We start from the raw sequence: 14,190 nt of genomic DNA, 5'->3' as shown, positions 1-14,190 counted from the left end.
CGGGTGGGAATGGGCGAATCCATCGGCTGCCGCCCACTGATAAAGCTTTGGCCTCCAACGCGCGTAAACTCAAGCACGTGTTTGCATCGGAAGCGCTGCGATGCGGGCAATGCTACATTGTGGCTACCCGCCTCCCGCAAGAATGATGTCCATTCGCGGATTCTTAAGTTTCGCTGCCTATCGTGCCGATGATTCCGCAGTCCAATCGCATGACGCGATCGGCGGGCGACGGCTCGGAAATACTCTGCCGTCGATCCTGAATTGCCAGCCGAAGCCAGGGAGGTGCTTCCGCCGGCAGTCGTTAATGCTTGTGCTGTCGCCTCGATGCGCCAGTCCGGAGCTTTGCAACGGCGTAACGTCCGAAGGCGAGCCACCGTCAAGCATACCAGCCGCGCGGACATGTCCCTCCATAACAAAAATCGGGGTTCGCGATGTCTGTCATCGATCGTCTTCTGCAGCGCCTGCGCATCGTTACGAAAGTCCTTCTTTTCGTCGTTCCGCTGGTGGCCTTGATCGCCGGGATTGGCCTTGTCGGATTCTTTACGGCCCGTACGCTCAACGGCCACATGACCGTGACGCGCGAAACCATCAACAACCTGTCGGATTTCCAGGCGCTGCGCAGCGCGTTGCAGGACTTCCTGGACAATCCCGGCGAGGACAGCCGCGGCCTGCTTGCCAAGATGATCGACGAGCAGGAAGAGGGCGTGAAAGGCCTGGAGTCTCTGCTGACGCGTGAGGAGGACCGGGCGCAGATCGCTTCCGTCGTCGCCCTCGGCGAAGAGATGCGGGGCCAGGCCGACAAGCTTTGGACAGTCCAGGTCGAACGGGAGACGGTGACGAAATCGCTGGAAACGGCGCTCGCCGAGATGACCAAGAACGGCAATGGCGCCTATAAGCAGATCGACATCCTCCGCAATGAATCGGGCGAGAAGGAAGCCTTCGCCAAGGCGCTGCTCTTCGATGCGGCCGCCTATCAGGGCCTCGCCGAGCGCATCAAGAAGTTCCGCCTGCCGGTGACGATGGCCGTCAATCCCGATGCGAAGATCGAACAGGCAAACAAGCTGCTGCCGCACCTGATGAAGCAGATCGGCGAGTCGGAGAGGATTGCCTCCGACAAGGTCAAGAAGCCGATCGGCGAAATCAAGGAGCAGGCCCAGAAGATTCAGGCGATCCTGGCGGCCGCGCAGGACAACGAGGCCAAGAAGAACGCGCTTGTGCCGATCCTCAGCAAGTTCTCGAAGTACGAGGCCGACTTCGCCAAGGACGCGGCGAAGAATTCCGATACCGCCGCCAAGCGCTTCGTCGGCATGGACGGAGAAATTTCGACGTTGAAGACGCTGATCGCCTTGATGGACGACACGTTCAAGGGGCTGGCCAGCACCCGACTGCATATCAGCGAGTTGCATCGTCGCCTCGACGTGGCGAGCCGCGAGCCGATCGTCGCCGACATCAACACCGTCCGCGAAACGGCCGGCAAGCTGTCCGAGCTCGGCGCCAAGAACGCCGCGCTGCGCGACCTGCCGGCCAAGCTCGGACCGTCGCTAGACAATATCGACAAAGGCACCGGCGCGCTGATCGATGTCGGCGCCCGCTGGCAGACCGCCAAGGCCGAGGCGTCGAGCCTTGTCGCCGCAGCGAGCGGCACGCTGGAGAGCTTCGTCAGTAGCGCCCAGGAAGCGGGCAAGCAGGACAGCCAGCGCTCGGCGACGGTCTCGATCATCGCGATGGTCGCCGGCACTTTGCTTGCGATCATCGGGGGGCTGATGCTCGTCGAAACGCTGCGCGGCCCGCTGAAGCGGGTGACCGAAACCATGACGCGTCTCGCCAATGGCGACCTGGAGGTGGCGATAGAAGGTCGCAATCGTGGCGACGAGATCGGCGACATGGTGCGTTCCGTCGCCGTCTTCCGCGACAATGCTGTGGAAAACGTGCGGCTGGAGCGCGAAGCCCAGGCTGCCCGTACCTTGTCGGCCGAGGAGGAGGCGCGCCGGTCCGAGGAGCGCGCCCGCATCGAAGCCGAGCAGATGCAGGCCCTCAATGCCCTGTCGGACGTCCTTGCCCAGCTTGCCGCCGGCAACCTCGAAGAGGGTATGGCGGAGGATCTGCCGGCCGACTATGTGATGATGGCGCGGACCTACAACAATGCCGTCGACGCTCTGCGCGCCACGCTGATGGATGTCCGCCTCGTCACCGAGGAGATCACCGGTGGCACCGGCAATCTCTCGGCATCGGCTGATGATCTGGCGCGCCGCACCGAGCAGCAGGCGGCGGCGCTGGAGGAGAGCTCACGCGCGCTGCGGCAGCTTACCGAAATCGTCCGGACGACCGCCGAAAGTGCCCGCAAGACAACAATTTCGGTCGACGAGACGAACTCCTACGCGCAGCATTCCGGTCAGGTCGTCGCCAAGGCGATCGATGCGATGGCGGAGATCAATCGCTCGTCGGAGAAGATCGGCACGATCATCGGCGTGATCGACGAGATCGCCTTCCAGACCAACCTCCTGGCGCTGAACGCCGGCGTCGAGGCGGCGCGAGCCGGCGAGGCGGGCCGCGGCTTCGCGGTGGTCGCACAGGAAGTCCGTGAACTGGCGCAGCGCTGCGCCGGAGCGGCGCGGGAGATCAAGGGGCTGATCTCGGCAAGCTCCGCCCAGGTGCGAAGCGGCGTCGCGCTGGTACAGGAGACCGGCGATGCCCTGTCGGTCATCAACGATCATATCGCAACCATTCACCAGCTTGTCGCCAATATCGAAGCGGCTGCCGCCGAACAGTATACGGGCCTCAACGAGGTCAATTCTGCCGTTCACGAGGTCGAACTGATCACCCAGCAGAACGCCGCCATGGTCGAGGAGAACACCGCGGAAATCCACGGCCTGCGCCGGCAAGTGGAGGTGCTGAACGAGAAGATCGAGCGGTTCAAGACCGGCACCGGCGGGGCGTCCCCGGATTATGGCCAGCCGCGCTACGGCTCGGGCTACGCGGCCTAGAAACGAATCGTGCAAAAGAGAACCGCCGCTGTGTCGCACAGCGGCGGTTCTCTTTTCACAGGGACGAAACGTCAGCCGCCGGTTACGCTCATGTGGCGGGCCACGGCCGGGCGGTTGTGCTCGCGGTCGATGATGAAATCATGGCCCTTCGGCTTGCGGCCTATCGCTTCGTCGATCACCTGAGAGAGATAGGCGTCGTCATCCGTGGTGCGCAGCGCGGCGCGCAGGTCGGCGGCGTCATTCTGGCCGAGGCACATATAGAGTGTGCCGGTACAGGTGAGACGGACGCGATTGCAACTCTCACAGAAATTGTGGGTCATCGGTGTGATGAGGCCGAGCCGGCCGCCGGTTTCCGACACTTCGACGTAACGAGCCGGGCCGCCGGTACGGTAGGGGATATCCCTGAGCGTGAACTGCGTCTCGAGCCGCTCGCGCATCTCCGAGAGTGGCAGGTAGTGATCGGTACGATCCTCGTCGACCTCGCCCATCGGCATGGTTTCGATCAGCGTCAGGTCCATGCCGCGGCCATGCGCCCAGCGCATCAGGTCGGGAATTTCCGCATCGTTGAAGCCCTTGAGCGCCACCGCGTTGATCTTGACCTTGAGGCCGGCCGCCTGTGCCGCATCGATCCCTTCGATGACCTTCGCCAGTTCGCCCCAGCGGGTGATCTCGCGGAACTTGTCCGGATCGCGCGTATCGAGCGACACGTTGATCCGGCGCACGCCGCAGTCGGCCAGTTCGGCGGCGAACTTCGAGAGCTGCGAGCCATTTGTCGTCAAGGTGAGCTCGTCGAGCCGGCCCGCTTCGATCTCCTTGCCGAGTTCGCGCACGAGGAACATGATGTTCTTACGCACCAGCGGCTCGCCGCCGGTGAGCCTCAGCTTGCGCACTCCCTTGGCGATGAAGGCGGAACAGAGCCGCTGCAGCTCTTCGAGCGTCAGTAGATCCTTCTTCGGCAGAAAGGTCATGTGCTCCGCCATGCAATAGGTGCAGCGGAAATCGCAACGATCGGTAACCGACACGCGCAAATAGGTGACCATGCGGCCAAAGGGGTCGATCATCGGCGCAGTCATCTTGTCGAGCGGTCGTGCGTTGGTCTGGTCTATGGCGGCCGTGTTCAAGTCTTTTCTCCCTGCGCGCTCAATGTCGTGACCAAAAGAGGTCGCGTCAAGGCGCATACTGTCGCAAACTGTTTCAAATATCGGGAAAGACACCTCCGGGAGATTTTCGCCGGTTCAATTATGCTTTACTCAGCGGTGACCCACAGCGCCGTGCGTCTTTTCAGACGCACAAAGGTCGCTGTGGCACTTTGAATTGCTGCATGTTTTTATCCTAAATCGGCTACGAGTTAAGGAAACATGCAGTAGAAACGGAGCGATGACGATGAGTGAATTCTGGCCGACCGAACTGCGTGTCTCGAAGGATCGCAACCGGCTGACCGTGAGCTTCGACGACGGCGCCTCCTTCGATCTCTCGGCGGAAATGTTGCGGGTGCTTTCCCCGTCGGCGGAAGTGCAGGGCCACGGACCAGGCCAACGGGTGACCGTGCCGGGCAAGCGCAATGTGCAGATCATTTCTGTACAGCCGACGGGCAACTATGCGGTCCGCATCGGTTTTGACGATTTCCACGATACCGGTATTTACACCTGGACCTATCTGCGCGAACTCGGCGAGAAGGGCGACGAGCTTTTCGGGGCCTATGAGCGGGAGCTCGCCGAAAAGGGCATGTCCCGCGACAGGTCCGAGAAGCCGCGCTGATCACTCCATCGACATCAGGAAAGCTCGTAATCCTCTTTGAGCAGGGTGGCGATCACCCGCTCCATCGATTCCGCGATCTTCATGCAATCCTCGATCGGAGCACCGCCAAGCGAGCTTTCGATGATCGCCGTCTGAATCTCCATCGCCTCCTCGGTCAGGGTCTGTCCGGCCGGCGTCAGCGATAACCGCAGCACACGTTTGTCCCTTGCGTCACCGCGGCGTTCGATGAGGCCGCGCCGCTCGAGCTGCGGTAGCAGCATGCTCATGTTGGAGCGGCCGACGAGCAGCTTGCGGGCGAGCTCCTGCTGCGTGATGCCGTCGAAGCGGTAAAGGTTGATCAGGATATCGAGATGCGGCGGCTTGACGTCGAGATGGGCCAGCCGGCGCGTCAATGTCTGCTGCATCAGTTGGCAGGCACGCCCGACGGCAATCCAGCTTCGAAAGCGCGGGTGATCCCAGGGGAAGTGGTGATGTTCGGCAGTCACTTGCTTTTTGTTCATCGTTGTACAATTATGTTCATGCTTGAACTTTTAAGGCTCGTTTCACTATGGCATCCTTTGCGACCCAGGTCATCCGTCTCTCGCTCCAGGCCGTTTCGGCGATCTCTCCCGCTGCCGCCGGCGAATTGGCGTTTCGGATATTCTGCCTTACCCCCAACCGCAAGCCGAAGAACGGCAAGGAACGGGCACTGCTGAAAGCAGCGGCGCCGTTGATGGAGCAATCGCGAAAAGTGACGCTCTCTTTCGCGGGCGGCTGGGTTTTTGCCCGCCATTTCGAGCGCCGCGGGAGCGGAAGGGGACCGCGCGTGCTGCTCGCACATGGCTGGGGATCGCGCAGCGATTATCTGGCCGTGCTTATCGATGGCTTGTTGGCGGCGGGCGCCGAGGTGGTCGCGCTCGACTGGCCGGGGCATGGCGCATCGCCGGGTCGGTCCCTCACCATGCCGCAGGCGGTGAGGGCGATCGATGCCGCCTGGCGTCACTTCGATGGTTTCGATGTCGGCATTGGCCATTCCTTCGGCGGTGCCAGCCTCGCCTGTGCGGCGGGAGGCGTGCTTTGCGACGCGCCCGCGCGCATGCCGGCCAAGCTGGTGCTCATCGGCGCGCCGAGCGAAATGGCCTGGCTCTTCAAGGGCTTCGGCAAGATCATGGGCCTTGCGCCGGTCGCTCAGGCGGCTTTCGAAGGCATGGTCGAGCGCTTGTCGGGCCGCCGCGTGGAGGGCTTTGACGCGGCACGCGTTCTGAGTGCCTTGAGAAAGCCGGTCCTTGTCGTCCATGCCGAAGACGACAAGGAGGTCTCCGCCGATCACGCGCGCCGCTATGGTGCGATCGGGCCGAATGTGGAACTGCATTGGGCGAATGGCCTGGGCCACCGTCGCATCGTTTCCGCGCCTCCGGTCATCGAGAGGATCGTCGCTTTCCTCGGCGAAGATGAACAAGAGGCTCATCTCAGAAAGATCGCATGATGCCGTCATCGGGGCGTCATGCTATTCCCCCAAACGAGCGCACAGCATAGGGCTGCTGGCGTAGGCGCGGATCGCCGGGTCGGAGGGAGAAATGACGATCATCAGGACGGTTGAGGAATTGAAGGCGCTCTACGGTGCAGCGGGCGAGACATCGATCGTCAAGGTCACAAATGCGCTCACGGCCGAATACCGGCAGATGATCGAGGCCTCGCCCTTCGCGGCAATGGCGACCGTCGGCCCGGAAGGGCTGGACTGTTCACCGCGCGGCGACGACCTATCGGTCGTACGGATCGCCGACGACAAGACCGTGTTGATGCCCGATTGGCGGGGCAACAACCGCATCGACTCGCTTATCAATATCGTCCGTGATCCGCGGGTGGCGCTGCTATTCCTCGTTCCCGGCTCGAACACCACGATGCGCATCAACGGGACAGCGGTCGTCAGTGTCGATCCCGCCTTGATCGGCTCCTTCGAGATCGACGGCAAGCATCCCCGCACGGTCGTCGTCGTCACGATCAACGAGGTTTATTTTCAGTGCGCCAGGGCTTTGCTGCGCTCGCAGCTCTGGAACTCGGAACGCTTCGTCGAACCGACGTCGCTGCCGACCCCCGGGACCCTCCTGAAGGCGGCCAAGGCCGATTTCGACAAGGACACCTACGACGGGGAATGGCCGGGTCGCGCGGCGAAGACGATGTGGTAGCAACCGCTCGTCGCGGACGATGAACCTGGTGCCCATAGATACGCGGCGCTGCTTAGCGGCGATAGATCAACCAGTTCCGTCCGGAATCCTTACGCATGCCGTCCTCGAAGAGGACCGTCCTGTTGCGACCGGAATTCTTGGCCGCGTAGAGCGCTATATCGGCCTTGTGGTAGAGATCGAGTGGATCGTCCGCCGCCGTTGCCATGCAGACGCCGACCGAGAGGGTGATCGGGCCGTAGTTGACGCCAGTCTTGGAGTTCTTGAACGGCGTGTTTGACAGAACGCTGCGGATGCGGTCGGCGACCTGCAGGCATTCCTCCTGCGTGCTGTCGTTCAGGATGACGGCAAACTCCTCGCCGCCGGTGCGGGCGACGAAGGCGTCGCGCCGGAGATTGGCGCGAATGACGGTGCCGACGGTGGAGAGGATCTTGTCCCCGACCGGGTGGCCGAAGCTGTCATTGACCTTCTTGAAATGGTCGATGTCGACGACGAGCAGACCCGTGTAGTTGCGCAATTGCTCATTGTTGTAGACCGCGGCGAGGGTCTCGTCGAAGGCACGCCGATTGCCGAGCCGCGTCAGTGAATCGGTATTGGCAATGCGCTTGTACTCATCGAGCTCCTGGCGAATCGCTTCCATCTCGAAGGATTTCTGAACGACCGTCTGAACACGCTCCTTGCCCTGGTTCATCGTATCGGCGGTCGCTTCGCTCAAAATGTCGATCGCGTGGCGGAGGATGTCGGCGCTCGCGGCACTCTTGTTGGTGATGTTGAGGTAAGCCTCGTCGAGAACCCTGTTGTAGCTCTCGAGTGCGTATTGTTCGTCCCGCAGGAGAGTGACCAGTTCGGTCAGCTTTTCCGCCAGCGTGCTATGGGCACGCTCGATCCCGCGCGAATGGTGGATATGGCTGAAATAGCGCGATCCGATGGCGTCGAGCTCGTCCTGTGTGGCGCGGCTGCCGAGCGCCGCAAGTTCTTTCGACAGTTGCGGGTTCGAGCCCAGATAGGCCTCGTAGTAAAGCTCGTAATTGCGCGGTATCGGCGCGACGCCCATCATACGCATTGCATGGGTAATCTGCGCAGCGATATCGGGAGTCGGCGTCTTGTTCGAGGTTGCCGTCTGCATATGCCAAGCCCTTAAAATTATTTTCTTAAATGTCTGCTATTTTTTAGGGACAAAAGTTTTGTGGAGTCTTAACGACTGTTTGGGCGCATCCATGCAATTCGAATTAAACTTGCGTGAGGTTGGCCGCGGCGCCGGCGGGCAACCGCGGCCGGTGAGCTATCAGGCGGGGCTGATCATCGTTTCCGGGCGGACGATCGCGTCGAACTCCTCATTCGTCACGTAGCCGCCGCCGACAGCCTCGTCCCGCAGGGTCGTGCCGTTCTTGTGCGCAGTCTTGGCGATCTTGGCGGCATTGTCGTAGCCAATCTTCGGCGCCAGCGCGGTGACGAGCATCAGCGATCGGTCGAGCGCCGCCTTGATGTTGTCTTCGCGCGCCTCGATGCCGACGACGCAATTGTCGGTGAAGGAAATCGCCGCATCGGCGAGAAGCTGGACCGACTGCAGGAAGTTGTAGGCCATCAGCGGATTGTAGACATTCAGCTCGAAATGGCCCTGGCTGCCGGCGAAGGTGAGCGAGGCGTGATTGCCGAAGACCTGGGCGCAGACCTGCGTCAGCGCCTCGCACTGGGTCGGATTGACCTTGCCCGGCATGATCGAGGAGCCCGGTTCGTTCTCCGGCAACGCGAGTTCGCCGAGGCCGGAGCGGGGACCCGAGCCGAGGAAACGGATATCGTTGGCGATCTTGAAGAGGGCGGCGGCCGTCGCATTGATGGCGCCATGGCTGAACACCATCGAATCGTGCGCGGCGAGTGCCTCGAACTTGTTCGGCGCCGAAGTGAAGGCGATGCCGGTGATCGCGGCGATTTCCGCCGCCACCTTCTCGGCGAATCCGATCGGGGCATTGAGGCCGGTGCCGACGGCGGTGCCGCCCTGGGCGAGCTCGCAAAGGCCGGGCAGCGTCATCTCGATGCGCTTGATCGACGAGGCGACCTGTGCCGCATAGCCGGAGAATTCCTGGCCGAGGGTCAGCGGCGTCGCATCCTGGGTATGGGTGCGGCCGATCTTGATGATGTGGTCGAAAGCCTTGACCTTCTCTTCAAGTGCCTTGTGCAGATGCTTGAGCGCGGGCAGCAGATCATGGATCACCCGCTCGGCGCAGGCGATGTGCATGGCCGTCGGGTAAGTGTCGTTCGACGATTGACTCATATTGACGTGGTCGTTCGGGTGCACGGGTTTCTTCGACCCCATGACGCCGCCGAGCAATTCGATCGCCCGGTTGGAAATGACCTCGTTGGCATTCATGTTCGACTGAGTGCCGGAGCCGGTCTGCCAGACGACGAGCGGGAAATGATCGTTGAGCTTGCCGTCGATCACCTCCTGGGCCGCCTTGACGATGGCGTCGCCAATCTTCGGATCGAGGCGCTCGAGCGCCACGTTGGCGCGGGCTGCCGCCTGCTTGACGATGCCGAGCGCCCGGACGATCGCCAGCGGCTGTCTTTCCCAGCCGATCTTGAAATTGCCGAGCGAGCGTTGGGCCTGGGCACCCCAGTAGCGGTCGTTCGCCACTTCGATGGGGCCGAACGTATCTGTTTCCGTGCGCGTCGATGTCATCGTGATACCTGCCTTCGTGATGCGCTTCATCAAGCCGAGGCGAAGATGCCGGTTGTCCGCCGGTTGTCCTCCCCGGTGCCGGGCATCTCTCTGCCCCGACCATGCCGGCTTGTAAAGGGCTGCAGGGGACCTGCAGCGAGCTACAATCGTTTGAATACTGCTGCGATGCGGCAATTGCGGCCAGCGAATGGAAGCATTGCACAACGCCGTCGCCTCACGCGCATTCTTGTGGCGATTCTGTCACAGGCGGCGCCTTCCTTTTTGGCACTCCCAGTGCCGCAGGGAACGCCGAAGCGGAAGCGATTGGTGCAAAGTAGATGCAAATCAGAGGCTTGCGGATCTGCGCGCGACACGCGGGCGAGAGGTTTCAGGGCAGTTGATCAACATCGAGCGCTGGTCGTTTCCTTTTCATTCACCATCCTTTTCTATAAGTCTTCGGGCACGAGGGCGGGCGAGAATCTGGCAGCGGCCGAATTCGGCGGCAACGCGATACGGGGACGTTTATTCTTATGAAAACTATCAGAACGGTAGCGATTGTCGCGCTCATGGGCAGCTGTGCGATTGCAACCATGGATGTGCGGCCTGCCTCGGCGATTACGCTGATGGACTTCATCCGCGGCGGCAGAAAGCGCACCGCGCCTGAACAGGCTTATCCAGGTCAGCCGGGTTACGGCATGATGGCGCCGCAGCGCCTCGAAGACAGGAGCGCGGCAAAGCCGCCGCGGGTTTCCAGTCCCCGCTATTACACCTACAAGCCCGAACAGATGCGCAAGATTGCGACCGATCGGTTGCTCGATCCTGTCGTCACGGGCTCGGTGCAGAACTACGGCCTTCCGCCCATGCTTCGGATTCCGCTTGCTGATGCCCGCCAATTTCTGCCGCAAGTCGAGGTGCGCGCACCGGCCGATGTAGCGAAGGCGGTTGAAGCCTTTTATGCCGGCCGAACCGATTTCGTCTGGATCGACGGCAATGGCCTGAATGCGCGGGCCCGATCCGCTCTCACGGTGCTTGCCGACGCGGCAAGGATCGGGCTCGATCCGCAGGATTATGCCATCGCCGTTCCGGCCGATAACTTCGATCGCGCTGACACAGTGACGCGGGAAAAGGATCTGGTGCGTTTCGAGATCGCCATGTCCGCCGCGGTCCTCACCTATGTTCAGGACACGGTGCGAGGCCGCATCGACCCGAACAAGATATCCGGCTATCACGACTTCAAGCGTAAGAGCGTCGATCTCGTCTCCTTTCTCGATAAAGCCGCAACGAGTGCCGACGTCGCAGCCCTGATCGAAGAGCAGACTCCGAAAAGCCCGCAATTCCTGGTGTTGAAGCAGGAGCTCGAAAGGCTTAGAGCCGAAACGGTCGCCGCTCCGCGCGTCGAGATCGCGCCGGGAACGCTGTTGAAGCCAGGCGACAACAATCCGGAACTTGCCAATATCGTTTCCGGGATCAAGCAGAAGGCCTCCGAGGCGCTGAAGGCCGAGCACGCGGTCGTGCTGGCTGGTTATCAGGGGACGCCCGAATTGGTTTCGCTCGTCGAAGCTTTTCAGAAGGAGCAAGGGCTGAAAGCGGACGGTGTCGTCGGCCAGGCCTCGATCCGCGTGCTGACTGGCGGCGACACGACCTCCAGCAAGATCAACAAGATCGAGATCGCGATGGAGCAGGCCCGCTGGCTGCCAAAAGATCTTGGCAGTCGCTACGTCTTCATCAACCAGCCCGCTTTCATGGCCTACTATACCGACCATGGCGCGGAGCAGTTCTCCATGCGGGTCGTGGTCGGGTCGAAGGCGAACCAGACCTATTTCTTCCAGGACGAGATCCAGACCGTCGAGGTCAATCCCTATTGGGGCGTGCCGCAGTCGATCATCGTCAACGAAATGCTGCCGAAGCTGCGCAGCGATCCGAGCTATCTCGACCGTATGGGTTATCAGGTCGAGGTCGGCGGCCGGGTCGTTCCGTCCTACGCCGTCGACTGGTACGGATCGACGAATTCGGTCGCCGTGCGCCAGCCTCCGAGCAGCGACAACGCGCTTGGCGAGCTGAAGATCCTCTTCCCGAACTCCCATGCGATCTACATGCATGACACGCCGTCGAAGAGCTTCTTCAAGCGCGACCAGCGCGCGCTCAGCCACGGATGCGTCCGTCTTGCCGACCCGCGCCGCATGGCCGCGGCCGTCCTCGGCATCAGCATGGACGATGTCGGCAGAGAGATTGCCCAGGGGCACAACAGGGCTTTGCCGGTGCCTCAGAAAGTGCCGGTCTATGTTTCCTACTTCACCGCATGGCCGAACAAGGATGGCAAGGTCGAGTATTTCAACGACGTCTATGACCGGGACATGTACATGAATCGGGCCTTTGAAGCGACGCGGAAGGTTCGGCAGCAGGCCGAGGGCTGACGGCTGCCATGTGCATCATGCCAACGAAAATAGGGAGGCCCTGCCAAGCGCGGGGCCTTCGCGCATTAAAGCCATGCGATGGGACCATTCGATGCTGAGAACCTATTCGGGCAGCTGCCATTGCGGCGCTATCCGCTTCGAGGCCGATCTGGATATCAGTGCCGGCACCGGCAAGTGCAATTGTTCAATCTGCACGAAGATGCGCCTTTGGTCGGCCCGTGCCAGGCCGAAGGCTTTTCGCCTTATTGCCGGCGAGGAGGAACTAACTGACTTTCAGGGGAGGAATCCGGTCGCGCACCATCTTTTCTGCAAGCGTTGCGGAATCCATCCTTTCGAACGGATCGACATGCCCAACATGACCGGGAGTCCCTATTACAACATCAATGTTGCTTGTCTCGACGCCGTTGACATCAATGAGCTAATCGCGGCGCCGGTGACCTATTATGACGGACTGAACGACAATTGGGGAGCGAGGCCGGCCGAGGTTCGGCACCTTTGAACTCCGCCCCCTAAACCGACGCTTCATTTCTTGTCGCGGCCGAGAAGCGTTCTGACGAGTTCTGGGGTGAGTTCGTCGAAGTGCTTGATGATCCGGTCGGGCGAAAGGCTTTCAATCGGCACATCGGAGTAGCCGAATGGCACGGCGATCGATGGAACCAATGCATTGCGGGCGACGAGGATATCGTTGAGGCTGTCGCCGACCATCACCGCGCGTTCCGCGACGCCGCCGGCATTGGCCACCGTCGAGAGGAGGTGTTCGGCGTGAGGCTTGCGGACGGAGAAGGTGTCACCGCCGGAAACGGCGGCAAAGCGGTCCATCAGGCCGAGCCCGTCGAGCAGACGCTTCGCCAGCATCTCCGGCTTGTTGGTGCAGACGGCAAGCTTGAGGCCTGCGTCCTGCAGGCGGTCGAGCGCCGCTATCAGCCCCGGATAAGGCAGCGATTCGCCCGGCATCGAGCCATGATAGAAGTCCACGAACTCCCTCATCTGCCAGGTCAGTTCCTCCTCGCTGAGCGCTTTGCCGCGCATTGCGAAAGTCCGCTCGATCATAGCGCGGGCGCCATGGCCGACGAGATGGGTGAGATCGGCGTAAGTAACCGGTTCGATACCTGCTTGCGTGACCGCGTGGTTGAGGCTGGCGACGAGGTCCGGGGCGGTGTCGACGAGAGTACCGTCGAGATCGAAGACGACAAGGGGCGGAGACACGGGAACCTCGTTCTATAAAAGCCTATCCGTTCGGGTAGGCGAAGTCCACGGAGAATGCAATGGCGACCTAGGTCGGTAGCGCTGCCGAAATCCGGCGCAAGCCCACGCATTTTGGCTTTTGTTTGCGGCGATGGGCGTGTAAGTGTCTCAGCGGAAATTGGACGGGAGATGGCCGATGGCCGCTCGCCGGCCGGGTCATGAAGGGGAGCGAGTGGCGCATGGACGCCCGCCAGATGAAGATCAAGGCCGCGCAGGCGGCGCTTGATTATGTCGAAAGTGGAATGCGGCTGGGTATTGGCACCGGCTCGACGGCCGAGGAATTCGTCCGGCTGCTGGCCGAGAAAGTCGCCTCCGGCTATCAGATCCAAGGTGTGCCGACCTCCGAGCGGACGGCGCGGCTTTGCCTCGAACTCGGCGTGCCGCTGAAATCGCTCGACGAATTGCCCGAGCTTGATCTGACCATCGACGGTGCCGATGAGCTCGACGGAAAACTGTGCCTGATCAAAGGCGGTGGCGGAGCGCTGCTGCGCGAAAAGATCGTCGCGAGCGCCTCGGAACGGATGATCGTCATTGCCGATGAATCGAAGGTCGTCGACGTTCTTGGTGCCTTCAAGCTGCCGATCGAGGTGAACCCGTTCGGTCAGACAACAACGCGGCTGGCAATCGAGAAAGTTGCCGCGCGTCTTGGCTTGACTGGCGACATCGCGCTGCGCGCCTCGGGCGACGGACCCTTCACGACCGATGGCGGGCACCTCATTCTGGATGCATCTTTTGGCCGTATTCCTGATGCAGAGGCGCTTGCGGCCGAGTTGAATGCGATTCCGGGAGTCGTCGAGCATGGGCTCTTCATCGGGATGGCGTCGCTGGCGATCATCGCCGGTCCGGAGGGGGCGCGCACGCTCACGGCAGGCTGAGGCCAAGCCGATCTGACCTCGCGCCGCGCCCATGGCGCAAAAGTGAAATTCCGCACATGAATGCCAGGCGGCGGCAATTGGCCGGGCGACATGTGC

At 61.7% G+C, this 14,190-nt stretch carries 12 protein-coding genes; 7 read left to right on the top strand and 5 right to left on the bottom strand.

Annotation, left to right across the window (positions count from 1 at the left end; genetic code table 11):
• Positions 1–431 precede the first annotated feature (431 nt).
• A complete protein-coding gene (locus USDA257_RS20160) occupies positions 432–2,984 on the top strand; it encodes a methyl-accepting chemotaxis protein (RefSeq protein ID WP_014764813.1) in 2,553 nt (850 codons plus the stop codon).
• Positions 2,985–3,055: 71 nt separating this feature from the next.
• Here USDA257_RS20160 and moaA read toward each other — a convergent pair whose 3' ends face one another.
• Positions 3,056–4,105, bottom strand: a complete 1,050-nt coding sequence (gene moaA / locus USDA257_RS20155) for a GTP 3',8-cyclase MoaA (protein WP_014764812.1) — start codon at positions 4,103–4,105, stop codon at positions 3,056–3,058.
• A gap of 262 nt (positions 4,106–4,367) precedes the next feature.
• On the opposite strand from moaA, the gene USDA257_RS20150 reads away from it, so the two are divergent.
• Positions 4,368–4,742 (top strand): gamma-butyrobetaine hydroxylase-like domain-containing protein, encoded by a 375-nt coding sequence (locus tag USDA257_RS20150; protein ID WP_014764811.1) that lies wholly within the window; start codon positions 4,368–4,370, stop codon positions 4,740–4,742.
• A gap of 14 nt (positions 4,743–4,756) precedes the next feature.
• Here USDA257_RS20150 and USDA257_RS20145 read toward each other — a convergent pair whose 3' ends face one another.
• Complete coding sequence (locus tag USDA257_RS20145; RefSeq protein ID WP_014764810.1) at positions 4,757–5,242, bottom strand: MarR family winged helix-turn-helix transcriptional regulator; 486 nt, start codon at positions 5,240–5,242, stop codon at positions 4,757–4,759.
• A gap of 47 nt (positions 5,243–5,289) precedes the next feature.
• Here USDA257_RS20145 and USDA257_RS20140 point away from each other — a divergent pair, with 47 nt between their 5' ends.
• Together USDA257_RS20140 and USDA257_RS20135 are read left to right on the top strand one after the other, a co-directional pair.
• Positions 5,290–6,207 (top strand): alpha/beta hydrolase, encoded by a 918-nt coding sequence (locus USDA257_RS20140; RefSeq protein WP_014764809.1) that lies wholly within the window; start codon positions 5,290–5,292, stop codon positions 6,205–6,207.
• Between the two features lie 91 nt (positions 6,208–6,298).
• Positions 6,299–6,907 carry a pyridoxamine 5'-phosphate oxidase family protein gene (locus USDA257_RS20135; protein WP_014764808.1) on the top strand — a complete coding sequence of 203 codons (609 nt, stop codon included), beginning with the start codon at positions 6,299–6,301 and terminating at the stop codon, positions 6,905–6,907.
• A gap of 52 nt (positions 6,908–6,959) precedes the next feature.
• On the opposite strand, the gene USDA257_RS20130 is transcribed toward USDA257_RS20135, so the two are convergent.
• Positions 6,960–8,030, bottom strand: coding sequence for a GGDEF domain-containing protein (locus USDA257_RS20130; RefSeq protein ID WP_014764807.1), 1,071 nt, complete (start codon positions 8,028–8,030; stop codon positions 6,960–6,962).
• 159 nt (positions 8,031–8,189) lie between these two features.
• A complete protein-coding gene (gene fumC / locus USDA257_RS20125) occupies positions 8,190–9,581 on the bottom strand; it encodes a class II fumarate hydratase (RefSeq protein WP_014764806.1) in 1,392 nt (463 codons plus the stop codon).
• A gap of 509 nt (positions 9,582–10,090) precedes the next feature.
• Here fumC and USDA257_RS20120 point away from each other — a divergent pair.
• Both USDA257_RS20120 and USDA257_RS20115 read left to right on the top strand, forming a co-directional pair.
• Entirely contained in the window at positions 10,091–11,974 is a 1,884-nt protein-coding gene (locus tag USDA257_RS20120) for a L,D-transpeptidase family protein (RefSeq protein WP_014764804.1), read from the top strand.
• 91 nt (positions 11,975–12,065) lie between these two features.
• On the top strand, positions 12,066–12,473 hold the full coding sequence (locus tag USDA257_RS20115) for a GFA family protein (RefSeq protein ID WP_014764803.1): 408 nt from the start codon (positions 12,066–12,068) through the stop codon (positions 12,471–12,473).
• Positions 12,474–12,496: 23 nt separating this feature from the next.
• On the opposite strand, the gene USDA257_RS20110 is transcribed toward USDA257_RS20115, so the two are convergent.
• The gene (locus USDA257_RS20110; protein ID WP_014764802.1) at positions 12,497–13,180 is read right to left on the bottom strand and encodes an HAD family hydrolase; all 684 of its coding nucleotides are present in this window, start codon (positions 13,178–13,180) and stop codon (positions 12,497–12,499) included.
• 218 nt (positions 13,181–13,398) lie between these two features.
• Between USDA257_RS20110 and rpiA the strand changes: the two genes are divergently transcribed.
• On the top strand, positions 13,399–14,094 hold the full coding sequence (gene rpiA, locus USDA257_RS20105; protein WP_014764801.1) for a ribose-5-phosphate isomerase RpiA: 696 nt from the start codon (positions 13,399–13,401) through the stop codon (positions 14,092–14,094).
• Positions 14,095–14,190: the final 96 nt, after the last annotated feature.

The organism is Sinorhizobium fredii USDA 257, assembly GCF_000265205.3.
Lineage (GTDB): Bacteria > Pseudomonadota > Alphaproteobacteria > Rhizobiales > Rhizobiaceae > Sinorhizobium > Sinorhizobium fredii_B.
The sequence above is the reverse complement of the archived record's forward strand: the minus strand, read 5'-3'. Positions and strand labels throughout refer to the sequence as shown.

What these genes read in the sequence shown, in the direction of transcription:
- USDA257_RS20135 (WP_014764808.1), top strand. Translation starts at nt 6,299, where the DNA reads ATGACGATCATCAGGACGGTTGAGGAATTGAAGGCGCTCTACGGTGCA.
- rpiA (WP_014764801.1), top strand. Translation starts at nt 13,399, where the DNA reads ATGGACGCCCGCCAGATGAAGATCAAGGCCGCGCAGGCGGCGCTTGAT.
- USDA257_RS20115 (WP_014764803.1), top strand. Translation starts at nt 12,066, where the DNA reads ATGCTGAGAACCTATTCGGGCAGCTGCCATTGCGGCGCTATCCGCTTC.
- USDA257_RS20150 (WP_014764811.1), top strand. Translation starts at nt 4,368, where the DNA reads ATGAGTGAATTCTGGCCGACCGAACTGCGTGTCTCGAAGGATCGCAAC.
- USDA257_RS20160 (WP_014764813.1), top strand. Translation starts at nt 432, where the DNA reads ATGTCTGTCATCGATCGTCTTCTGCAGCGCCTGCGCATCGTTACGAAA.
- fumC (WP_014764806.1), bottom strand. Translation starts at nt 9,581, where the DNA reads ATGACATCGACGCGCACGGAAACAGATACGTTCGGCCCCATCGAAGTG.
- USDA257_RS20130 (WP_014764807.1), bottom strand. Translation starts at nt 8,030, where the DNA reads ATGCAGACGGCAACCTCGAACAAGACGCCGACTCCCGATATCGCTGCG.
- USDA257_RS20140 (WP_014764809.1), top strand. Translation starts at nt 5,290, where the DNA reads ATGGCATCCTTTGCGACCCAGGTCATCCGTCTCTCGCTCCAGGCCGTT.
- USDA257_RS20120 (WP_014764804.1), top strand. Translation starts at nt 10,091, where the DNA reads ATGAAAACTATCAGAACGGTAGCGATTGTCGCGCTCATGGGCAGCTGT.
- USDA257_RS20145 (WP_014764810.1), bottom strand. Translation starts at nt 5,242, where the DNA reads ATGAACAAAAAGCAAGTGACTGCCGAACATCACCACTTCCCCTGGGAT.